This window comes from Mastigocladopsis repens PCC 10914 (genome assembly GCF_000315565.1).
Classification (GTDB): domain Bacteria; phylum Cyanobacteriota; class Cyanobacteriia; order Cyanobacteriales; family Nostocaceae; genus Mastigocladopsis; species Mastigocladopsis repens.
This window is the reverse complement of the sequence record NZ_JH992901.1, coordinates 733,729-755,114: the sequence shown is the minus strand read 5'-3', so window position 1 is coordinate 755,114 and position 21,386 is coordinate 733,729. Positions and strand designations below refer to the sequence as shown.

22 protein-coding genes are annotated in these 21,386 nt (G+C 44.4%); 20 read left to right on the top strand and 2 right to left on the bottom strand.

The genetic code is table 11. The annotated features are described in order from the left end of the window. Position 1: 1 nt before the first annotated feature. From MAS10914_RS0105605 to MAS10914_RS0105565, 9 genes are all read left to right on the top strand, one after another. Positions 2-2,710: a hypothetical protein gene (locus MAS10914_RS0105605; RefSeq protein ID WP_017314926.1), complete on the top strand. Its 2,709-nt coding sequence runs from the start codon at positions 2-4 to the stop codon at positions 2,708-2,710. Next, complete coding sequence (locus tag MAS10914_RS31450; protein WP_017314925.1) at positions 2,710-3,267, top strand: hypothetical protein; 558 nt, start codon at positions 2,710-2,712, stop codon at positions 3,265-3,267. Before MAS10914_RS0105605 ends, MAS10914_RS31450 begins: the two co-directional genes overlap by 1 nt. Before the next feature lie 360 nt (positions 3,268-3,627). Further along, positions 3,628-4,203: a hypothetical protein gene (locus MAS10914_RS0105595; RefSeq protein ID WP_017314924.1), complete on the top strand. Its 576-nt coding sequence runs from the start codon at positions 3,628-3,630 to the stop codon at positions 4,201-4,203. Beyond that, a complete protein-coding gene (locus MAS10914_RS29640) occupies positions 4,200-4,436 on the top strand; it encodes a hypothetical protein (protein ID WP_017314923.1) in 237 nt (78 codons plus the stop codon). Before MAS10914_RS0105595 ends, MAS10914_RS29640 begins: the two co-directional genes overlap by 4 nt. Next, the gene (locus tag MAS10914_RS0105585) at positions 4,437-4,913 is read left to right on the top strand and encodes a hypothetical protein (protein ID WP_017314922.1); all 477 of its coding nucleotides are present in this window, start codon (positions 4,437-4,439) and stop codon (positions 4,911-4,913) included. 2 nt (positions 4,914-4,915) lie between these two features. Then, entirely contained in the window at positions 4,916-5,221 is a 306-nt protein-coding gene (locus tag MAS10914_RS0105580) for a hypothetical protein (protein ID WP_017314921.1), read from the top strand. Then, the gene (locus tag MAS10914_RS0105575; RefSeq protein ID WP_017314920.1) at positions 5,221-6,357 is read left to right on the top strand and encodes a hypothetical protein; all 1,137 of its coding nucleotides are present in this window, start codon (positions 5,221-5,223) and stop codon (positions 6,355-6,357) included. The genes MAS10914_RS0105580 and MAS10914_RS0105575 overlap by 1 nt, the downstream gene beginning before the upstream one ends. A gap of 57 nt (positions 6,358-6,414) precedes the next feature. Further along, a complete protein-coding gene (locus tag MAS10914_RS0105570) occupies positions 6,415-6,879 on the top strand; it encodes a hypothetical protein (protein WP_017314919.1) in 465 nt (154 codons plus the stop codon). A gap of 222 nt (positions 6,880-7,101) precedes the next feature. Continuing rightward, a complete protein-coding gene (locus tag MAS10914_RS0105565; RefSeq protein WP_071599797.1) occupies positions 7,102-7,548 on the top strand; it encodes a hypothetical protein in 447 nt (148 codons plus the stop codon). 31 nt (positions 7,549-7,579) lie between these two features. Here MAS10914_RS0105565 and MAS10914_RS0105560 read toward each other — a convergent pair whose 3' ends face one another. Then, positions 7,580-7,981, bottom strand: coding sequence for a thiol-disulfide oxidoreductase DCC family protein (locus tag MAS10914_RS0105560; protein ID WP_026082347.1), 402 nt, complete (start codon positions 7,979-7,981; stop codon positions 7,580-7,582). A gap of 142 nt (positions 7,982-8,123) precedes the next feature. Between MAS10914_RS0105560 and MAS10914_RS0105555 the strand changes: the two genes are divergently transcribed. The 3 genes from MAS10914_RS0105555 (at position 8,124) to MAS10914_RS0105545 (ending at position 11,047) form a co-directional block, all read left to right on the top strand. Next, on the top strand, positions 8,124-9,029 hold the full coding sequence (locus MAS10914_RS0105555) for a helix-turn-helix domain-containing protein (protein ID WP_017314916.1): 906 nt from the start codon (positions 8,124-8,126) through the stop codon (positions 9,027-9,029). Between the two features lie 228 nt (positions 9,030-9,257). Further along, a complete protein-coding gene (gene dps / locus MAS10914_RS0105550) occupies positions 9,258-9,842 on the top strand; it encodes a DNA starvation/stationary phase protection protein Dps (protein WP_017314915.1) in 585 nt (194 codons plus the stop codon). Between the two features lie 488 nt (positions 9,843-10,330). After that, positions 10,331-11,047 carry a pirin family protein gene (locus tag MAS10914_RS0105545; RefSeq protein ID WP_017314914.1) on the top strand — a complete coding sequence of 239 codons (717 nt, stop codon included), beginning with the start codon at positions 10,331-10,333 and terminating at the stop codon, positions 11,045-11,047. A gap of 344 nt (positions 11,048-11,391) precedes the next feature. On the opposite strand, the gene MAS10914_RS0105540 is transcribed toward MAS10914_RS0105545, so the two are convergent. Then, positions 11,392-12,288 (bottom strand): LysR substrate-binding domain-containing protein, encoded by an 897-nt coding sequence (locus MAS10914_RS0105540; protein WP_017314913.1) that lies wholly within the window; start codon positions 12,286-12,288, stop codon positions 11,392-11,394. A gap of 118 nt (positions 12,289-12,406) precedes the next feature. Between MAS10914_RS0105540 and MAS10914_RS0105535 the strand changes: the two genes are divergently transcribed. The 8 genes from MAS10914_RS0105535 (at position 12,407) to MAS10914_RS0105510 (ending at position 21,310) form a co-directional block, all read left to right on the top strand. After that, entirely contained in the window at positions 12,407-13,288 is an 882-nt protein-coding gene (locus tag MAS10914_RS0105535) for an oxidoreductase (protein WP_017314912.1), read from the top strand. Between the two features lie 95 nt (positions 13,289-13,383). Next, the gene (locus MAS10914_RS33930; protein WP_156818093.1) at positions 13,384-13,608 is read left to right on the top strand and encodes a hypothetical protein; all 225 of its coding nucleotides are present in this window, start codon (positions 13,384-13,386) and stop codon (positions 13,606-13,608) included. A gap of 240 nt (positions 13,609-13,848) precedes the next feature. Beyond that, positions 13,849-14,232, top strand: coding sequence for a nuclear transport factor 2 family protein (locus MAS10914_RS0105530; protein WP_017314911.1), 384 nt, complete (start codon positions 13,849-13,851; stop codon positions 14,230-14,232). Between the two features lie 183 nt (positions 14,233-14,415). Beyond that, positions 14,416-14,568: a hypothetical protein gene (locus tag MAS10914_RS33925; RefSeq protein ID WP_156818092.1), complete on the top strand. Its 153-nt coding sequence runs from the start codon at positions 14,416-14,418 to the stop codon at positions 14,566-14,568. 16 nt (positions 14,569-14,584) lie between these two features. Continuing rightward, positions 14,585-14,929, top strand: coding sequence for a Rossmann-fold NAD(P)-binding domain-containing protein (locus MAS10914_RS31445; protein WP_156818091.1), 345 nt, complete (start codon positions 14,585-14,587; stop codon positions 14,927-14,929). Positions 14,930-15,377: 448 nt separating this feature from the next. Further along, positions 15,378-18,047: an MGH1-like glycoside hydrolase domain-containing protein gene (locus tag MAS10914_RS0105520; protein WP_017314910.1), complete on the top strand. Its 2,670-nt coding sequence runs from the start codon at positions 15,378-15,380 to the stop codon at positions 18,045-18,047. A 243-nt stretch (positions 18,048-18,290) separates the two neighbouring features. Next, positions 18,291-19,568 (top strand): glycosyltransferase, encoded by a 1,278-nt coding sequence (locus tag MAS10914_RS0105515; protein ID WP_017314909.1) that lies wholly within the window; start codon positions 18,291-18,293, stop codon positions 19,566-19,568. 392 nt (positions 19,569-19,960) lie between these two features. Beyond that, complete coding sequence (locus MAS10914_RS0105510) at positions 19,961-21,310, top strand: efflux RND transporter periplasmic adaptor subunit (protein ID WP_017314908.1); 1,350 nt, start codon at positions 19,961-19,963, stop codon at positions 21,308-21,310. Positions 21,311-21,386 lie beyond the last annotated feature (76 nt).

Below are 21,386 nucleotides of genomic sequence, written 5' to 3'. Positions count from 1 at the left end.
AATGCCTGGATTTTCATCACTTGATTATGCAGATGCTGAGTTATTCGATAGTGTATTAGCACGTCCATCTGCTGCTGTTCCTTTAGACCTTCCTTTGACGCTGAAATCAAAGGCGGAAGGAGCAACTCCTGTTGTTAGTGCAACTGAACGTGCATTGTTGCGGGAAGAAGAAGCTGCAAAACAAGAATATTTCAGACAGCAGAAAGCTAAACAAGATGCCATCGAGGAGGAGATATTTAAGTGGGAACAGCTACGGCGGGACGAAATTAGAAGGCGAGTTGCTCCTGCGGAACCACCACAAGAACCTCGTGTTACTTCTCGCGATTATGAAAGTCAATATCGCCCTAAATCAGCAGATAATCCCACAGTCAACAAACCTCCCTCCCCGGCATCTCCCCCCGTAGATGTTGCCACGCAATCAGGCGCACGCCCCACGGCGTTAATTGACCCGACAGTTCCGCCATCGTCAGCAGTCCCGCGCAGCGCCGTGTCTGGTCCCGCGCCAGAAGCTACAGCTCGTCCCTCTGGATTGCCGCAAGCTATTGGTAGAGTGCCTGTGCCAGTGATTGGGGGGGCAATTGATTTTGGGTTTCGCTTGGTCGCAGGTCAACCAATTGTGCAAGCGGCTAGTGGTGCGGCTGCATCTACTCTTGGTTCTATTGGAGGAGCTGCTGTTGGTGCTGTTGTTGCAGGTCCTGTTGGTGCTTTTGTTGGCGGAATCATTGGCGGCTTTGTTGCTGGGGCAATTAGTGATGCTAATTTTCGCTCACTTCCAAAAACTGCAATCCCCGCGAGCGAACCATACGAAGGACTACCGCCATTTATTGGTGGTCAAACAATTGGCATACAGTACAACGCTATATTTTCTAACGACACAGCAGAATATATAAACGCCTTTACAGAAAAAGATGCCCGCTCTTCTGCAAGAACTGTTTCAGGTCAAGTTGTTTCTATCATTAAACTAGCTGATTATACATATGATGCGGGAGGAGGACAAATTTACGGATGGGCAAGTTATGACATTATCTCTTTTGATGGAACAAATTACACTAAACGATTAAATGGAGTTTATAGCGAAAACCGTCCTGTTAATGCACAAAATCCCACTCCAACTTTAGTTAAATTTGTCCCTGTGCTACCAGGACAAGATACTGGCGGCAACCCACCTGCACTACCAATAAAGCCCGATACACGTACACCTAGATCTATCGCTCATCCAGGGAACCAAGAGTTTGCTGTTCCTAGGGCTACCCCGGAAGCAAGAAACAATCCCGCTCCCAACAATTACGTTCCTGGCGGGTTGACTGCTGGCGGCACTCCTCGCGGCGATGCACCTGATTGGATACCACACGCCGGACTAGCCCCACGTCAAAACCCAAACCCGACTACAACACCTAGTAACTTAGGTGGAAACTTACCGGAAATAACCCCTACGCCAATCAATACTCCCAGTCCTAAAGAAAATTCACCACTGGTAAATAAAACCCCTCAAAACTCCCCTCCTGAAAATACTCCAGCACTGGGTGGAGGATTTAATGAAAATTCAGATCCTCATCATTACAAAACTAATGGTTCCTCTTACAGCCCTACAGGCTCATCTACTGGATTAGACGAAAAACCTTTACCTAGTGGGCTACCACAATCTAAAAAAACTGAAGTTCCTGAAGATGGGCTTAAGCTACTGCCCGTCATTCCCCCGCTGGCAATCCCCACCACAACACCCCAAACTCCAACAGACCCGTTATCAACACCCAATCAGCCGCCAACAGTTCCTCCTGGTGGCAATACTAATAATCCCTGTGAAGGAAATGCTTGTGCTTCCTCAATTAGGAATGCTGTACAAGGGAATTCATCAAAACTGGATGGGTTAAATGCAGCATTAAATGGCTTGGATTTAGCAGGTTTAGGAGAAGTTTTAAAAAGGCTTGATAAAATTGATGATAAATTAGGCGCTCAGATTCCCAATGGTGGGTTGTCTGGTTTTTTACAACAGTTTTTTGACAAATTTAATAAGGTTGCATCCTGGTTGCATTTAGATAGAATGCTGAATGTTTTAACTTGGATTAATACAACACATAACGCTTATATGCTCAGTAGTAGCCTAGCAGATACGTTGTTTAGTGTAATTGATAATATAGGTAATATTTTCTTTAAAAATGCAGATGGCAATGATATAGATACACGCTCTCTTATTGGAACTACAATTGAGAACTTTGCTAAAAATCTATTCGGAGTAGAAACTTGGACAGGAATAAAAACGACTTGGAAGAAATGGAACCGCATCTATCAAGCTGGAGCTAACATCATTAACTCTGTACGGTCAATAGTAGATAGTGTAAGAAACGTTTCTGAATTTGTTGCAGAAAATATAGGAAGAATTGGTAATGCCCTCAAAAAGTTTGGCGTTGTAGGTGAACGTGCCTATCGCTGGATGCCTGAGCAAGTCAACTCTCAAAGTGTTTGGGTACAAAGGCTTCAAAATTTAGAAGACGCTGCTAGTGGTCTTGAAATGATTACATCAGAGGTGTTAAGCGTCACTGAGAATATCAATCAAATTAAGCAGCAAACAGACGAATTCAAAAAATCAATTAGTGATTCTCCAACAAAAGAACAGAGTGAAAACACAGCAGTAAAAACTCAAGCAGATGCCAGTAAAGCAGTAAGCGCTGCTGTGGCTCTTGCGGAATCAGACAAGGAGGCTGATGATTAATGCCCCTCCCAGAAGGATTTAGTGAATGGGAAAACTTACAAGATTTAGTGCGAATTGAGCATAATAAAGCTGTCCGCGCCTACTTTAAAAATCAAGCTGATGATGATATCAGTACTCCTAAAGCTAGACTCAAGCACAGTTGTTTAATCAAGGATGATGACACTGTGGCAATGACTCAATTAAGAATGTGGTTATTTGAAGTAACTGTGGGTCATACTCAATCTTTGCAAACTCCAACTTATGGAATTCCTGTACAAGAATTACAAAGAGAAACTCAGTTTAAACCACAGGTAAGGCTTTATTTTCAAGAGAAATTAGACCCAACTCTTACAGATTCAAAATATAACCGTGTTCGGGCTGAAATTACCTTTAGATTAATGAATGAAACTTCAGAAACTATCGGTAGACCTAAAGCTGAATCTCTAGCAAGAGAAATTAAAAACTTATTTGCTAATCCTGTTTTTACGTGGGATAAGGGATGGTATAAGGCTACATACCTAGATTTAGAACATGGTTATGATTTGCGCTTATTAGTAAAATCAAAAACAGAAGGATAAAGAGTAATCAGACAAGTTTTACAAATACAAAATCACACATTTAATAATGATTACTTTCAATTTGTTGACCATGATAGAACTTACTCACTCAATCCTGGAACTCATAGAGTGTATGGCAGAACAATTAAAAAGCCTGTAAAACGTCCTAGAGTAGATGTCAGTTTTAAATACGCACAATTACTGATATGGGGACAGACTAATGCTATTAACTTAGTCGCCACTGGAAATGTGAAATTGCGTTCAGTTATTGAACGAGTGATTGCCGCATAAAATAGATTCCGAATAGTTAACTTTTCGACGTTAACAAAAGTGCCTAAATCCTGTGCTATCAAAGATTTAGTAGCTTTCTAAAAAACAACAATGGGAAAATACAACGCTTTAAATGCAGCTTTAAAATACTTGCGTAATGTTGGAAATTCGGAAGACACCCCAGTACCCAACGCTCCTGCTGGTACTCAGTTAGCAAGATATCAAGACTATAAAGCAGGCAAAATTAACGTAAACTACGTTAGATCTGCTGGTAGTAACCCTGGTGATTTAGAAGAGGTTGATGTTAAGCCATTCGCTGTTGCAGCAGCCAGCACAACGCTAGCGATGGTAGATTATTCCCAACGTGCCCGTAATAATATCGGTCAGACCGGACTTAGTGTTGATGCGCTTAACCACGTGGCAACATCTGCCAACTCAAGCCGAATCATTAGTTTCGTTCCGGCTCGCGCAACTGTAGTGATTTATGGGTTGACTGATGGAGTAGCAACAACGAGTAAAATTACCGGACGACCCTACAAAAAGCGCAATAATACCTCTTACACATATCCTTTTGGGCAGGGTGCAGACGCACCAAATTACGCAGCGGCTAAAGCAGCGATCGCCAACGCCGTGGCAGCAGGAAATACCAACAGGGGAGTTTCTTTCAAGCCGGAAGTTTACCGATGATACGGCGTTTTCTAGAATCAGAAATTTTCATTGCCAAGAGCGATAACTTGACGCTTTCCGACTGTGCAAGACTAATTCAGAAACAAGAGGTCGCAAACTTGGCGCTTGAAAAATTTATCCTAGGTCAAATCTCATTCCAGGATTACATCGACATCCTAGAAACTTGTGAAATGAATATTGACGATTATTTGATAACAGTTGAGCAAAATTTAATAACCTGCGGAATGCTTTGAGTGTCTGAACCAGTTCTTCAGCTAACGACTCAGGGTAACTGGTCGCAAATTTACGATGAATCAAGGGAAGCGGTCATCGCTACCTCCGCAGGGGGGCATTATCCCATCCCAGCTTTTGAGGTTCCCTTCCTGTTTGAGAAACATATCCTTGCTGTGCCCTGCCTTTCAAAATCAGCCAAAGCTCATTGGAGATTTGCAGGCAACTTAATCCAACGCATCCAAATTGGCACTGGCGGTTCTGCTTCTCCTCTACCACCAGTTGATGGCGCTCGCGTCTACATGAGATTGAATCGAACAGCGCTGGTAGTTTTTAAAAACTATACCTCAACTTACGAATTGCTTTTAGAAAACGCTCCCTGGCTTAAAGACTTGCGTGTGACAGTCTGGGAGTACAGAGGGCCGCAGTCGGACACGACAGAAGACCTAATTCAAACTTTAAAAATTGACCTTTTGCGAATTGAATCAAAGCTTGAGTAATTATGCCCTTAAACAGTCCGAATCAAGAAAATACAAAAAGCATTAAAGTGACTGCCACAAGTATCACCGCTTCTCCCACTTCAGTTGTTTTTCTAAAAGCCAATCAAAATCGTAAAGGGGCAACAATTTGGAATGAATGTCCAAATACTTTGTACATAGACTTAGCAGATAAAGTTGCGCTGAACGCATTTAGCACAAAACTTACATCTGGAAGCTACTACGAATTGCCTTTTGGATACGTTGGAGCAATTGCTGGTATGTGGGAGGCTGCGGGGGATGGTTTTGCTTTAGTTCGGGAGTTTGTGTGATGCCGCTATCTAGAGAAAGCGCTTCTACTATCAACGTTTACAATGGTAGCTCGCCCAATAACGACTATAAAGTTATAAGCAAAACTTTAAGTCAAGATGGTATTTTAGTTTCAGAAAACGCGACTGGTTACAGATTTTTCTCTTTTCAACTTATAGGAATTTTTGACTATTCAGCCACAATTAGTTTAGAAGTTTCTAATGATAGCATCAATTGGATTCCTCAAACCTTCGCTTTTTACAATCCTGATTACTCTAGTCAAATTGCCTTCCTAGAGCAAGTTAGATATCCTGGATTTTGTTATACAAACATTAAAGCAAGTTACTTGCGATTAGTGGTCTCAAATTATAACGAAGCAGGAGAAATACAAGCCTTCTGTTACTTGAGCAAAGAATCATTTGAGGATTTGGGTCAAGAGGCTATTTACAATAACGCAATAGTTCAAACCATCCAAAACCTTATACAGCAAGTTAATAGCCAATCAGTTACTTTAAGTTATTTGGCTAAACCTTATGATTATTACTCTGCTTATCCAAACAGTGGATTAAATACTGTTTTTTTTGAGAAAAATTTTCCAGACCCCAAGTTTTCTTATGCAGATGTTTATATCAAATTTTTAGATTTTGTAGGGAGCTTTGTTTGTGAAATTCAGTATTCCTCTGGAGATTGGCAGCCAATATCCTTTTACCAAATTTCCCCTTCTATAGAGGTTGTTACTTCTGCAACTCAAGAAGGGAATTATATTATCATCTTCCCTTTTACAAATAACAATATTCGATTTCGTATAGATTCTTACAGTAGTGGGCAAATTGGAGCCTCTGTCTCTTTTGCAGAAGGAAGCTTACCACAGCAAGTTATTTATCTAACAAAGCTGATTGGATTGCTGAAAGATTTACAACAGCGATTCACGCCCAAAACCAGGATACCCACACTCATACAGTCCTCTTCTGCTGGGAACACGCCAGATAACGTAGTGTCGTTGTCTATTGCCAACAGAGGTTCTGAGCCAGGGCTAGTGCTGGATATTCTCCTAGCCCCTGGTGACAGTCTTTCTTGGGAAGCCCCAGATGGAGATACCCTGGCATCAATTCCTTATGACGCAACAAATACGACGTTTTTAATTTCTGCTTTAGTTTAGGAGGACTTATGGCGATCGCCATAAATTCATTGAACAACGGCATTTTATTTTCAATCAATGGCTTTTACAAAATCTCTAATTGCTGTTAACAATTCTCCGTCACCATCAACAGGAGTTACTCTGACTCTAGAATCAACCGGAGTGATTTTAGGTATCTTAGTAAGTGCTTCCGTCTTGGCTGCTGCGGTCATCAAAATTATTACTTCATTTAACAATCTAGCCAATACTCTTAAGGAGCTTGATGAGGATTTAATCAAGCACATAGCTAGCGAGGGTCATGAAAAATTAATAGCTAGGCTTCATCAAATTGAAGCTTTGGATAAAAAACTTGATCTGCACATTCAAGATTATGTGAACCGAAAGGACACTGTGCAGATGGTGTTGGGGCAGTTGAACGAGAAAATCGACCACAAATTTAACCGCCTCTATAACTCTATGCGAGATATTGAGGGCTACTTGCAACGCGAGGGGGGTTTTCGCATCCGCCAGTATCACGAGGACAAGCCAGACCAGCATCAGTAACTTACTGGGGATTCATTTTAGATCGCTGGCGTATTCTATCGTGCTTGCTAGCGGAGGATTTTGCTGAAAATCCTCTATCTTCTCTGTCAAAAGCACAAATTCATGTTCTTTTCTTGAAATTTTGAGTAGAGTTGCTTAACATAGCGATACTAGTACAACAAAAACCTTGCCCTACATCCCGACAAGCTCACACCCCTAGTGAAACAACATAGGAGTGTTTTCGTGAACGCATCTGAGATGGCAACAAACCTTGAATTTGCGAGCAAGATTGCTACCGTAGTTAATTTATTCAAATTTGAGTTTCCAGATGCCAGATCGGATCTCAAACCCTGGAAAAATGACCCGCAAACCAGGGAGTTAGTCGATCCAGACTCCATAGACATAGGCTTTCACTTTCCTGGCATTAGCAAATCTTGGCAAAGCCGCAGTATCTTAATTCAAATCCGTTTTTATCAAGACCCCGTCAACGATGCACGCCGTGCAATAGGCGTGGAAGTCGCTGGCTTCAATCATCTTGGTGAACAGTGGCGACTTTCTACAGTAGAAAACTGGAGTTTTGTCGGTGCTTCTGTGCCTTCCTCACAGGTCGGGGAAAAGCTCAAACAGTTTTGCAGGCAGACACTAGAAGTCTTCAATAATAACTCGCTAAGTGATAACTACTCACAATGAACAGTTATCACTACTCACGGATAACTGTTCACTATTGGCAGCTACCGTCAACGCAATACACAGATTTGTAGGTACTAGAACGCTTGCCAAAAATGGTGTAACGGTTATCGCGGATTTGTTCATAAATTTGGTCACCCGCCCATTTTACCCCTGGTAAAGCGCGATATGCATCCACGAATACGCTGCCCCCAGGCAAAAGGCGACCAATTTCAAGAACAGCAGCACTGCCTTGCCAGCGTCTTTCTGGTGCATCTGCATCAATAAGAATCATACCTAACTCACAATCTTGAGGTGTAATTCCCCACTGTGCGACAGTTGGCTCATCTTGCATAGGGATGTAGCGAAACAGTTGTCCCTTGTCGAGGTTCTCCAGCATTTGCACGCTTGTGACGCAGAGATTGCAATTCCCGTCGTAGATAACAAAGTAACTCATGGGAGTGGTAGATTATTTTGAACACTTAGTGTGTTAATATTTTTAGCATGAAATTTTTTACTTTTGAATACAGCCATCGAGATTGTATGAGAAGTAAATATAGCGTTAAACCTTAAAAGCAATCGTTTCTGAGGTGAGAGCGATGCCAACGGAGGAAATCATAAAAGTCGATTTTGCTCAGGAAGAAGCGTGTTCGCAAATTCTTCCGCGATCGCCTCTTGCAACCAGTTACCATGCTAACTGGGATGGCATACGTCTAGATTATCATCAACAGCCAGCTTTTGAGACACCAGAACATAGTCCTCAACAGCACGTTATCGGTATCAGCCTTGTCAAACAGCCCATCAACGCAGAACGAGTGTTGAACGGATACATCCAGCATGAGTGTATTCAATACGGCGACGTTACAGTTATTCCAGCAAATAGTTGTCACAAATCAAGCTGGGAGTTAGAAACTGAATTTTTAATCTTGAGTTTAGAAAAAGCTCTGTTTGCGCGTGCTGTTTACGACTCAGTAGATTTGCAACAGACCGATATATTACCACATTTTGCAACCTCAGACCCATTGCTTCAACAAATTGGGCTGGCGCTTAAAGCAGAATTAGAATCCGATGGTATGGGTAGCCGTGTTTACATCGAATCTTTAGCAACGACCCTCTGCCTTCACCTGCTAAAACACTATTCTGTGTCTTCCACAAAGATTGCCATACACTCTGAAGGACTTTCAAGTTTGAAGTTACGGCAAGCAATTGAATATATCAATCAAAACTTAGAAAAAGATTTAGGTCTAGCTGAGATTTCTACAGCATTGGGGGTGAGTATGTATCATTTCTCACGCCTGTTTAAACAATCAACTGGTTATTCGCCGCACCAGTACGTGATGAATTGCAGAATAGAGAGAGCCAAAAGGTTATTAGCTAAAACAGAGGAAGCAATAGACGAAATCTGCCAACAAGTGGGTTTTCAGAGTCAAAGCCACTTTACAAACGTCTTTCGCAAACTTATAGGCACAACACCTAAGGCCTACAGAAAACAGGTGAAAATTTAGTCATATTCTGAATACTGGATACTCAGGATGTTTAGGATTCACAATCAAATCTACGGTGGTACATTCAGTGCAATAGGCAACCATCGTATTTAGTTATGAAGTTAAGAGTAAACAATTAACAAAAATTATAACTGTTTCAGCAAAAATTCCATCTGTCGGTAGAGAGTTTCCGACAGCATAGCAGTGTCTGTAGACTTGTCTTGTCACGCCGATGAGAGAGACAGAACCATGAGCGACAATAACCTATCAACACGTCTTTACCCAACCCGCATTGACATTCCTGCTGAGGCGCGCAAACAGATTGCTGCAACTCTCAACCAGACTCTAGCCGCAACATCGGATCTCAAAAGCCAAGTCAAGCAAGCGCACTGGAACGTCAAAGGCACTGACTTCTACCAGTTGCACGAAATGTTTGATGAAATCGCCGGTGAGTTAGAAGAGTACATTGATATGTTTGCTGAACGCATTACCGCCTTGGGTGGTTATGCTTGTGGCACAGTTCGTATGGCCTCTGCCAATTCATTCCTGCCAGAATATCCTACTGATATTTTAATGGGCATGGAGCATGTAACCGCTTTGGCAAACCGCTTTGCACCCTATGCTAAACAACTGCGCGAAGCCATTGACAAAACAACCGACCTAGGAGACGCTGACACAGCTGACCTTTACACCGAAGTGTCTCGCACCATTGACAAGCGACTCTGGTTCCTAGAAGCGCATCTACAAGCCGCTGTCACCCAAAATGGAAATGGTAATGCAGCCACTATTAAAACTGAAGAGCAAGCTGCTGTTAGACAACCTGCTGTCAAATAAGTTTCTTGTTGCTAATAGCTAATAGCTGTTAATCATGTATGGTAGGCTGGGTTTCGTTCTTCAACCCAGCTTATTTGTTAAGTAACATTTGCTCTCAATCCAAGCTAGTGATTAAGTCATTGTTAAGTGAAAAGAAAATAATTGAGCAGTATCTTTTTGGTAAGTACCGCACTTTTCAGTGCGTACTTTTCATTTTATATGAATGTATTTTAAGATTGAGATAGTTGAAAAAAAGGTGCAATAGACTAATTTATAATTAGTCATAATTAGTTTGAGTCAGTAATTACGAATTAAGGATGACTAATTACAAATTTGCATAAGTTAGTAACTTTTTTAAACGCAGATGAACGCAGATGAACGCGCAGAGGGGCGGAGAGTTTCACCCGATTTAATCCGTTACGAATTAATGAAATCCTGTACTAAGTCTTGCCAACTCTTGTAAAGATTAATACGAATTACAAATTACGAACTAGATGGAGGGAAAATCTATGGCTTCCAATACCAAAACTCACCTCATTCATGATAGAAATGCACGCGGTCGTACCAAGATAGGCTGGCTCGATAGTTACCACACATTTTCCTTTGGTGGTTTTTACGATCCAAACCGCATGGGATTTCGCACTCTACGAGTGATTAACGATGACCGCGTTGTTCCAGGTGCTGGTTTCCCAACCCACGGACACCGCGATATGGAAATCCTCACCTATGTTTTAGAAGGAGCACTAGAACATAAAGACAGTTTGGGAACTGGTTCAGTCATACTTCCAGGTGAAGCGCAAATCATGAGCGCTGGTACTGGTATCACCCACAGCGAATACAATCCTTCCCAAACTGAGCCAGTCCACTTGCTGCAAATTTGGATCCTTCCTAACAAACAAGGATTGCAACCAAGGTATGAACAAAAAGCTTTTTCTCTTGAAGAAAGGCATGGGAAACTGCGTTTAATTGGTGCTAAAGATGGACGTGACGGTGCTGTCACCATCTACCAAGATGTTGATTTATACACATCTATTTTGGAACCGGGTGACGTTGTAAACTATCACGTCAAACCCAATCGTCATGTCTGGTTGCAAATGGCTAAAGGGGTTGCAACCTTGAATGGTGAAGAACTCAGAGCAGGTGATGGGGTGCAAATAAGTGGTGAAGAACAACTCGAAATCAACACCAACATCGGCGCAGAAATCTTGCTTTTTGATTTAGCGTGAGAAACACCTGAAGCAAGGAAAATTCTTCATCAATTGCTAATTCTCCATAATTTTATAGGGAAGTAAAAAATCCCAGCCTTGCTCCTAGGTTCAACCTAGGAGCAAGATTACTGTTTAGCAAAGGAATAATATAGTCAGCTTACTTAAGGTAGTTACACGGAAAAATTCCCTATAATACCTGAATATGAATGTTATATAGAAAAATTCTGTATAATCACCTGATTTGGGGTAGTTATATAGAAAGTTTCCGCATAATAAACAGTTAGGCTGCTTCAGGTTACTGCTGAGACATTACTTGAAGGCTCCGCAGGTGAAGTGATTGATCCCTAACTGCTCACGTATCATCACGATTTAACTCCCCGCCGTGTCGTCTTCCGTGCCAGGTTGAGAAATGCGCTTATGACTGGTGAGAAATCATGCTGCCGCCAAGCCAGATAAAGTCCGATTTTAGGTATCTGCTCTTGTAAAGGTCTGTAAATGACTCCGCTTCTGTGGAAGTTTTGCAAGGAGGCGGGAACGATCGCAATGCCCAGTCCTGCTGCAACTAAGCCGATGATCGTCTGCATCTGAACTGCCTCTTGAGCCACTTTCGGACGAAATCCAGCTTGTTGACAAATGGTAATAATCTGCTCGTAAAAGACGGGTCCCATTTTGGCAGGAAATAGGATAAATAATTCCGAAGCCAATGTGGAGAGCGACACTTGAGTCTGGGCAGACAACGGGTGGGTTTCTGGCAACGCCAAGACCAATGATTCTGGCAAAAGGCATTCCACACTCAAACCTGGTTCGCTGATGGCAGAACGAACAATGCCGATATCAACCTGTTTGTGATGCAGCGCTTGAATCTGTTGAGCAGTCGTCAGTTCATGCAATCGCAGTTCTACGGCCGGAAACTGTTCTCGAAAGACCCTTACAATCTCTGGTAGTAACGTATACATTGCAGAGTCAACAAAGCCGATCGCCAACCGTCCAACCTCACCCCGCCCGATCTGTTGTGTCACTTCGATCGCCTGTTCGAGTTGCGCTAACACTCCATAGGAGCGCTCTAAAAACACTTTGCCTGCTTCAGTCAGATGCACTTGCCGCTTCGTTCGTTCAAACAGCTTGACTCCTAGTTCATCTTCCAAATCACGAATCTGCTGACTGAGGGGGGGTTGGGAAATGCACAACCGCTGTGCTGCTCGACTAAAGTGTAGTTCCTCAGCCACCGCGATGAAGTAGTGCAGGTGCCGTAATTCCATCTTACTTATATGTCTAACCTATTAATCTTAGTCAAATATATATTGGACAGTCACATGGCTGTCTCCTATCGTAAGAAATATGAGGCGCGTCTCATCGCTTTTGTATTGGAGAAAACAAATGACAAGAGACAAAAATCCTGTCGCTCCTAAAGTTTGGTTGATTACAGGATGTTCAACAGGGTTCGGACGTGCCCTAGCAGAAGCTGTGTTGAAGAAGGGCGACGAAGTGCTTGCTACTGCTCGCAAACCAGAGCAACTTCGCGCTTTGATTGAGCACTATCCAGAGACTGCAAAGGCTGTACGTCTGGATGTAACATCATCCCAAGACATACAAGCAGCGGTTGATACAGCAATCGCCACATTTGGTCGAATTGATGTGCTGGTCAACAATGCTGGCTATGGACTCATTGGAGCACTTGAAGAAGTCAGTGATGCTGATATTCGCCAACAGTTTGAAACCAACTTCTTTGGGCCACTCCGTCTGATCCGAACGGTCTTGCCTTTGATGCGTCAGCAAGGTAGCGGTCACATTGTGAATATGTCATCCACGGCAGGATTAGTGGGGTTTGGCGGCAGCAGCATCTACTGTGGCACTAAATTCGCCCTGGAAGGCACATCTGAAGCCCTGGCTAAGGAGGTTGAATCTTTTGGAATTAAAGTGACTTTAATTGAACCTGGGGCATTTCGCACAGACTTCAACGGACGCTCTCTAAGAGCAGCCGAACAATCCATTGATGCCTATGCGACCGTGAGCGGTGCTTCATTGCAGTGGTTCAAAGAGATGGATGGTCAGCAACCTGGCAATCCAGCGAAAGCGGCGCAAGCCATCATTCAAGCTGTGGAAAGTCCTCATCCACCGATGCGACTGGTATTAGGCACGGATGCTATGAGCCTGATTCATGAAAAACTGGAATGGATCAAAACGGATTTGGATGTTTGGCAGCAGGTGACTGTAAGTATGGATTATACAGATAGTAACAGTGAGGTAATAGTTGGGTAGCTAATACCAGTTCTCTTTGAAGGCGCACAGAATCGTAGGTTGGGGAGCCACTTGCACAGGAAGGGTTTCCCGACTTGAGGAGCCAGTGCGTTGCGGTGAGGGAGTCGCAGTCTTGGCGGTTCCCGTCGATTGCGAACTCCCGAACCGGAAGGGAGGTTCCCTCCGTTGTAGCAACTGGCGTCAAAGTGGCGTTTGAATGGCGTGAAACCCAACGAGTGCTGGATTTTGTTGGGTTTCGTTTGACTCAAACGCCAGACGCCTACGGAGGGAAACCCTCCTGCAGCGCTGGCTCCCCAACCTACAGTTATATGCAAGTCTAAAGAGACTTTCAACTCAACTAGGCGCGCGCCCCAACGGTTCGGAAGATAGATAGAGCCAGTCCACCCTCTACCCTTTAGCCTCTACCCTTTAGGATGTTATGCAGAAACTTTCGACCTATCCACCCAAATGAGCGTATTATGCGGAAAGATTCGGCTTAAACAGCAGCTTTGGAGTATTATACAGAAACTTTCTGTCTATCAATTGTTAGGCCCTACTGCGTATCCTTCACCACACCACTTATGTCAGATCAACCTACACCAGAAATCGAACTGCTCCGCGCGGCCTACGCGGCCTTTAACGCGCGGGACATTGACGCCGCCCTCGCCCTCATGACTCCGGACGTGACCTGGCCGAGAGCATTCAAAGGCGGTTTTGTCCGTGGACCTGAAGAAGTCCGCGCTTACTGGACGGAGCAATGGAGCGAGATCAACGGGCACGTGGAGCCGGTGACTTTTCACCCGGAGGAGGTCGGGCGTATCTTGGTCGAAGTGCATCAGGTCGTGCGCGACCTAGCTGGAGCAGTTCTTGCCGATGAGCACGTCGGTCATCGTTTCACCATCGCGCAGGGCTTGATTCAAGCCATGGAAGTCTGTCCGCTTCCATCTTCCGGCGACACAGCCTAACACGGCGCTCGATCAAACGCTTCAGGGCGGCCACCCCGGTTCCGTTCTTCACACCAACAGGCGCCCTGAAGCGTCGTTCAGCTTTGATCCGTTAGCTCACGTTAAGAAGCAACCTCCAGATTTTGATGAACGTCGTAAATCCATTCCAAGCAAGATAGGGGAGCAACCAACGAAACGCCATTTTTGACGCATGCCATCAGTATTAATTTAGAAGCACCAACATGGCTGGCTCAAGCTGCCTTTGGGATTATGAAGCGACAAAACTACGGACGGATTGTGCTGACGACTTCGGATAGAGCTATTTATAAGCAATATGCACTCAGTGGTCTCGCCTAGAGATGCTATGGGAAAAATGGCACAGATCGGTTTGATGAATGTGTTCGCGGTTGAAGGCAAAGAGCATGGAATTCTCGTTAATGCGATTTCGCCGGTAGCCAAAACGCGGATGTGGAACGTACAAGATCAGCCAGAGGATTTGCGACCCAATCGAGTAGCCCCTGGAGTGTTATATCTCGCTTCTCCAGAATGCCAAGAATCTGGATTTATATTAAGGGCAAGCAATGGTCAATTCACAGCCGCGCGCTGGATCGAGCGAGACAATGTGGACTATCCGTTAAACCTTGCCGCTGTTGAAAGTTCTACTGCGGAGGATTTGGCTACTCGCTGGCAGGAGATTGCTGCTGATGTTGCGTTTTAAGGACTGGGCTTGTACTTCGAGATGGTCTTTGGCGTTGGCGTAGCCTGTCCAGAGGACTCACGCCAGTTGCCTGGGTCGGGAAACCCTCCTTCAGCACTGGTCTCACTGCAACGCAGTATCCTCCAGATAAACACAGATAAATATCGGTGTGAATCTGTGTCTATCTGTGGTTTTATATAAAAAAATATACTTTTGCAAGAGTTCTATTGTCTAAAAGCCAGACACTGAGCCAATTTTACTTCTGACCGGAGGCAGAGCATCTGGTGGCTCCGCTTCTGACTTCTGTGCCTCCTAGGTCGGAACTGCGTTAACGCGCAGCGTACACGGAGGGCATATTCTGAATTCTGCTGTAAGAGGGATTTATTAGTAGCTGTTTCCCGACACGCTTGACATTAAGCTATTTAAAGCCGCGATTTGTCGCTATTTTTTGCTGAATTCGTATTGACCCATGAACCAGAACGATAAACTCAATGCCGAGTCTTTGCGTCTTGCCCAAGAGGTACGCCGGGAGAAAAACTGGAAGCGCTGGGGACCGTACCTTGCAGAAAGGCAGTGGGGGACAGTGCGCGAGGACTACTCAGCAGACGGGTCATCCTGGGACTACTTCCCCCACGACCATGCACGCAGTCGTGCTTACCGTTGGGGCGAGGATGGACTTTTGGGGATATGCGATCGCCAAGGGCGTCTATGTTTTGCCCTTACCCTCTGGAACGGATGCGACCCCATTCTTAAAGAGCGCCTCTTTGGGTTGAGCGGTAGTGAGGGAAATCACGGAGAGGATGTAAAAGAATATTACTTCTACCTCGACTCAACACCAACGCACTCCTACATGAAAGCGCTCTACAAGTATCCCCAAAGTGAGTTTCCCTACACGCGCTTAGTTGAGGAGAATCGCAACCGGAGCAAGGACTTAGGCGAGTTTGAACTTATAGATACTGGGATTTTTGAGGAAAACTGCTACTTTGACATTTTTGCCGAGTATGCCAAAGCTGCTCCCAACGACATTTTAATGAAAATTACCATTGCTAATCGCAGTTCACAAGCTGCGATTCTGCACCTTTTACCAACACTTTGGTTCAAAAATACCTGGTCTTGGGGTCGCACAGGCGAAAGCTATTGGTCAAAACCATGCATCGAATATAAACAAGATGGAGAGCTTTTGCTTTCCCATGAAACACTTAGTAAATTCCGTTTTGTCGTTGAACCTCTGCCAGATAGTGACGCACCAACTTTCCTGTTTACTGACAATGAAACAAACGCAGCAAAGTTATTTGGTGCAGAAAACCCCAGTCCCTACGTCAAAGATGCATTTCACGAGTACATTGTGGATGGACGTACCGATGCCGTCAATCCTGAAATGGTAGGAACAAAAGCAGCAGCTTACTATCGCTTGGAAGTCCCAGCCGAGCAAGAAATGACAGTGCGGTTGCGACTATTTGCTGAGGAAGAAGCCCCAGAACAACCATTCGACCACAATTTTGAGCAGATATTTCAACAACGTATCTGCGAAAGTGAAGAATTCTACAAAAATCGCATTTCCACAGAATCTCAACATGAAAACGTAGTGGTGCGACAAGCCTATGCTGGTCTGCTGTGGTCAAAGCAGTTTTATCATTATGGTGTAAAAGACTGGCTGGAAGGCGACCCAGCCCAACCGCCACCAGCAAGGGATGGAAACGTTCGCAATTCTGACTGGATTCACCTTTACAACCGCGACGTGATTTCCATGCCCGACAAATGGGAATATCCCTGGTATGCCACTTGGGATTTGGCGTTTCACCTCGTTGCTTTTGCCAAAATTGATCCAGACTTTGCCAAACAGCAGCTCATTTTGTTTCTCCGTGAATGGTACACGCACCCAAACGGACAGATACCAGCTTACGAGTTTGACTTTTGTAGTACAAATCCGCCAGTTCTCCCGTGGGCTTGTTGGCGTGTTTATAAAATCACAGCACAAAAGGGACAAAGAGATCGCGTTTTCCTTGCCCGTGTCTTCCAAAAACTTTTGCTCAACTTTACTTGGTGGGTGAACCGCAAAGACGTTGCGGGGAAAAACATCTTTGCAGGGGGCTTTCTGGGAATGGATAACATTGGTGTCTTTGACCGTTCCAAGCCCTTGCCTACTGGTGGAGATCTCCAGCAAGCAGATGGTACCGCTTGGATGGCATTTTTTTGTGTGATCATGCTGGCGATGGCTTTGGAACTTGCAGATGAAGACCCCACCTACGAAGACATCGCTTCTAAGTTCTTTGAGCATTTCATGGCAATTTCCGATGCGATGAACAAACTTGGGGGAACTGGACTTTGGGATGAAGAAGACGGCTTTTACTATGATTGGCTAGCGGTGGATGGCAAGTCTACTCCCTTAAAAGTGCGATCGCTCGTTGGAATTGTCATCTTATTTGCTGTGGAGATTTTGGATTTTCAAGTCATCCAGAATTTGCCGGGGTTCTTGAAACGGATGGAATGGTTTTTGGCAAACCGCAAAGATGTTACTGAACACATCTCGTGCATGAAGAAAGCGCAACAGACTAATCATCTTTTACTGGCAATTCCCACACAAGAACGTTTGCAACGGGTGCTGCATTATTTGCTAGACGAAAACGAATTTCTCTCCCCCTATGGTATCCGCTCTCTGTCACGCTTTCATCTAGAAAACCCCTATGTGTTACGTTTCGATGATCAAGAGTACTGCGTTGAGTATCTCCCAGGTGAATCTAACAGTGGCTTTTTTGGCGGTAATTCCAACTGGCGTGGACCAATTTGGTTTCCCCTCAATTACCTGCTTGTGGAAGCCCTAGAACGTTACCATCACTTCTACGGCGATAATCTACAGGTTGAGTGTCCCAAAGGTTCCGGACAGATGATGAATCTTGCACAGGTAGCGCAAGAAATACAAGAGCGCCTTTCTCGGATATTCCTTCCAGATGAGCAGGGATATTGCCCCTGGCAGGGTAAAAATCAATACTTTACTTCTGACCCTCATTGGCGCAACCTTATTTTCTTTCATGAGTATTTTTGTGGCGATACAGGTCACGGTTTGGGAGCCTGCCATCAAACTGGCTGGACGGCACTCATTGTCAGATTATTAGAAGATTGTGGTAGGAAAAAAGCTTAAAACAGTGAACAGTGAACAGTGAACAGTAAACAGTAAACAGTAAACAGTGACCAAAAAACTGACAAATGATAACTGATATTAGACCCCAAGTGAAACGTACCCGGAGCGTGATGGGGGCCTCCGGACTCCCGCTCAAAACTGGTAACTGCTAACTGCAAAAGATAAAGTTAATACAATAATTAATATTTTTTCATCAACCTCAGTGGTAATAACTTTACAGTAGCCTTTTACAACAGCACGTTCATGGGAAGAACTTTTGGTGTGATAGCTCCACCTGTTACTGGACACTTTAATCCACTGGCAGCCTTAGGACACGAGCTACAAGAACGGGGTCATAGGGTCATATTTCTGTCAGTGCCTGATTGGCAACAGAAAGTTCAGGCGGAAGGATTCGACTTTTATCCAGTAGGAGTGGCTGAATATCCACCAAGCACATTAGCAGTAACGATGGAGAAGATGAGCAGCCTCAATGGTTTGTCTAACCTTTCCTACAGCATTGCATACTACAAGCAAGAAGCTGAGATTTTCTTGAGAGATGTGCCAAGTGCGATTGATGCAGAAGGTATTGACGCTTTAATTGTTGACCAAACAGAGCGTGCCGGTGGGACGGTCGCTGAGTACAAAGGCAAGCCATTCGTCACTGTCTGTTGTGCATTAGCTTTAAATCAGGAGCCAAACATCCCGCCTTTCATCACTCCCTGGAACTACCAGTCTTCCTGGTGGGCTAGGCAGCGTAATCGCTTGGGCTACTTCACTTACAACCGTATCACCCATCCAATTAGGGAAGCGGTGCAACTTCAACGCCAGCGTTGGGGTTTACCCCGCCAAAAGAGGATTGATGACGCATCTTCTCGGCTTGCCCAAATCTGTCAGCAGCCACCAGGATTTGATTTTCCACGTTCCGCCTTGCCAGACTGCTTTCACTACACTGGTCCATTACGAGGGCGCTCTCTTGTACCAACAGAGTTTCCCTTTGATAGGTTAGATGAACGACCGTTAGTCTACGCCTCTTTAGGTACTATTCAGAATCGACGAGTCGAGGTCTTTCAAACCATTGCGGCGGCTTGTGCAGATTTGCCAGTACAGCTAGTCATCGCCCATGGAGGAACACTGTCTGCGGACGTAGTGAACCAACTACCAGGTGATCCACTGGTAGTTAGTTATGCCCCACAGATTGAAGTCATCCGCCGCGCCAACCTAGTCATTACACATGGAGGACTTAACACAACTCTTGATGCTTTGGCTTACGGAGTACCACTTGTTGTGATTCCTTTCGTCCACGAACAGCCTGCCATTGCTTGTCGGGTACAATGGACAGGTACTGGCGAAATAGTTTGGTCAAATCAGCTCACTACTGAGCGGCTGAGAGCAACAATTGAGCGCGTTCTTGGAAATCCCGCATATCAAACAGCTGCGCTGCGTCTTAAAGCATCATGCGAGCAAGCGGGAGGTGTGACCAAGGCGGCAGACATTATTGAACGCGTGATCACAACAGGTCAACCAGTCTTGGCAAATAGATAATCTGAGTATATGAAACTTAAACGGCAGTAAGGTTTCATATACTCAGTTTTGAGCAACTTGCTGAAAGCCTCTGGAATGTAAATCTGAGCTTTATTGTTCAACGGAGCTACCTCAAGTAGCACCACTCGGCACTCAGAACTATTTTGGTCAGTAATAGCAAGATTAAAACATTTTTAGCAAGAACTGAAAAGACAGTAAGGGAAAATTATTTGTAAGCTAGTATTTAGCATTACCCTTGAGATAGATTAGACAGCTAGTCTCAAAAAGTATATTGGTGTGGATTACTACGTGATTTTCATCCGAGCCTTATGCTAATTAAGCAATTTCTCTATCAACGGCTCCAATTTTGATTTGCTTCTAGTGTTTATTTTTTCTTAGGTGCCTTGTAAGTCATGAAATCCCCTGAGCCTCAAACTCATTTTGAAGACAATCATCCAGAAACCCAATTGGAAGAGCCACCCCGCAAATCGCGAAGGTGGCTTTGGTTATTATTAGCTCTAGTGCTACTAGCAGGCGGAGGCTTTGCACTTTGGCGTTGGCTGGCTCCTCAAAGGAGCGCACCCACAACTGCTAACGCTCAACCGCCAAAAGTACCAGTAAAGGTATCCATAGTGAAAGCTGGCCTCATTGAGGATAGTTCAGAGTTTGTTGCCAATTTGGAATCGCGCCGCTCAGTGACTCTTCAACCTAGAGTTCAAGGTCAAGTAGCCCAAATATTTGTCAGATCAGGAGATACAGTGGCTGCGGGAAATCCCATTATCCAAGTGGACGCTCGAGAGCAACAAGCATCTGTCAGTAGTGTGAACGCTGCTGCTGAGGTGTCTCAATCACAATTGGAGAATGCTCGTGCTACCCTCAGATCCCTGGAAGCAGAACGGCTATCCGACCTAGCTGATTTGAAATTGAACCAGCAGGAATACGAAAGGTATGCGAGCTTGTCATCTCAAGGAGCAGTATCTCGACAGACCAGGGATCAGTATGCTAACAGGCTAGCGACATCACAAGCTGGTGTGCGTGAAGTAGAAGCCCGGATTAGAGCACAGCAAGCTAGCATTAACCAAGCAGAAAAATCCCTAAAGCAAGCACAAGCTAATATCAGAGAAAAACAAGCCCAGCTTCAGTATTACAAAATTACGGCGCCCTTTCCTGGCACCGTTGGGGACATACCAGTAAAAATTGGTGATTTTGTCAATACATCTACACAACTCGTTAGCATTACTCAGAACCAACCTTTAGAAGTCAATATCTTCGTGCCAATTGAGCGAGGACCTCAACTGCGTAAGGGAACACCAGTGGAGGTCATGGACGCACAAGGCAATAGTTTAGGTATGAGTAAAGTATTTTTTATTGCTCCCAGTGCGAGTAACAATACACAATCGATACTTATTAAATCGCTCTATGATAACTCCAAAAATCAACTAAGAGCAGATCAGTTTGCTCGTGCAAGAGTGATCTGGAGTCAACGCTCTGGAGTATTGGTTCCAACAACAGCAGTCACTCGTATAGCAGGAGAAACTTTTGTCTATGTCACAGCACAAGTACCATCAAAACCTCCTCAAGGAGAAAAACCTCAACGAGATCAAGAAGCATTCCAACTGGTAGCTCGGCAAAAACGTGTGAGGCTGGGCACTATTAAAGGTAATAACTACCAAGTTTTGGAAGGATTAGAGCCAGGAGACAGAGTTATTGTCTCAGGGTTACTTAATCTTAAGGATGGCGTCCCCATTGCTCCTGAATCTTAGTGGAGATTGGTTAGTGGTTAGTGGTTAGTAGATATATAGCGGTTTTCATTTGGATGAAGTACACGCTTGTAGTCAT

Coding starts and splice junctions, on each gene's coding strand:
- MAS10914_RS29640 (WP_017314923.1), top strand. CDS start 4,200: ATGATACGGCGTTTTCTAGAATCAGAAATTTTCATTGCCAAGAGCGAT.
- MAS10914_RS0105535 (WP_017314912.1), top strand. CDS start 12,407: ATGACAAGAGACAAAAATCCTGTCGCTCCTAAAGTTTGGTTGATTACA.
- MAS10914_RS0105580 (WP_017314921.1), top strand. CDS start 4,916: ATGCCCTTAAACAGTCCGAATCAAGAAAATACAAAAAGCATTAAAGTG.
- MAS10914_RS0105575 (WP_017314920.1), top strand. CDS start 5,221: ATGCCGCTATCTAGAGAAAGCGCTTCTACTATCAACGTTTACAATGGT.
- MAS10914_RS0105605 (WP_017314926.1), top strand. CDS start 2: ATGCCTGGATTTTCATCACTTGATTATGCAGATGCTGAGTTATTCGAT.
- MAS10914_RS0105545 (WP_017314914.1), top strand. CDS start 10,331: ATGGCTTCCAATACCAAAACTCACCTCATTCATGATAGAAATGCACGC.
- MAS10914_RS0105540 (WP_017314913.1), bottom strand. CDS start 12,288: ATGGAATTACGGCACCTGCACTACTTCATCGCGGTGGCTGAGGAACTA.
- MAS10914_RS0105510 (WP_017314908.1), top strand. CDS start 19,961: ATGAAATCCCCTGAGCCTCAAACTCATTTTGAAGACAATCATCCAGAA.
- MAS10914_RS0105595 (WP_017314924.1), top strand. CDS start 3,628: ATGGGAAAATACAACGCTTTAAATGCAGCTTTAAAATACTTGCGTAAT.
- MAS10914_RS31445 (WP_156818091.1), top strand. CDS start 14,585: ATGGCACAGATCGGTTTGATGAATGTGTTCGCGGTTGAAGGCAAAGAG.
- MAS10914_RS0105530 (WP_017314911.1), top strand. CDS start 13,849: ATGTCAGATCAACCTACACCAGAAATCGAACTGCTCCGCGCGGCCTAC.
- MAS10914_RS0105570 (WP_017314919.1), top strand. CDS start 6,415: ATGGCTTTTACAAAATCTCTAATTGCTGTTAACAATTCTCCGTCACCA.
- dps (WP_017314915.1), top strand. CDS start 9,258: ATGAGCGACAATAACCTATCAACACGTCTTTACCCAACCCGCATTGAC.
- MAS10914_RS0105515 (WP_017314909.1), top strand. CDS start 18,291: ATGGGAAGAACTTTTGGTGTGATAGCTCCACCTGTTACTGGACACTTT.
- MAS10914_RS0105520 (WP_017314910.1), top strand. CDS start 15,378: ATGAACCAGAACGATAAACTCAATGCCGAGTCTTTGCGTCTTGCCCAA.
- MAS10914_RS0105555 (WP_017314916.1), top strand. CDS start 8,124: ATGCCAACGGAGGAAATCATAAAAGTCGATTTTGCTCAGGAAGAAGCG.
- MAS10914_RS31450 (WP_017314925.1), top strand. CDS start 2,710: ATGCCCCTCCCAGAAGGATTTAGTGAATGGGAAAACTTACAAGATTTA.
- MAS10914_RS0105560 (WP_026082347.1), bottom strand. CDS start 7,981: ATGAGTTACTTTGTTATCTACGACGGGAATTGCAATCTCTGCGTCACA.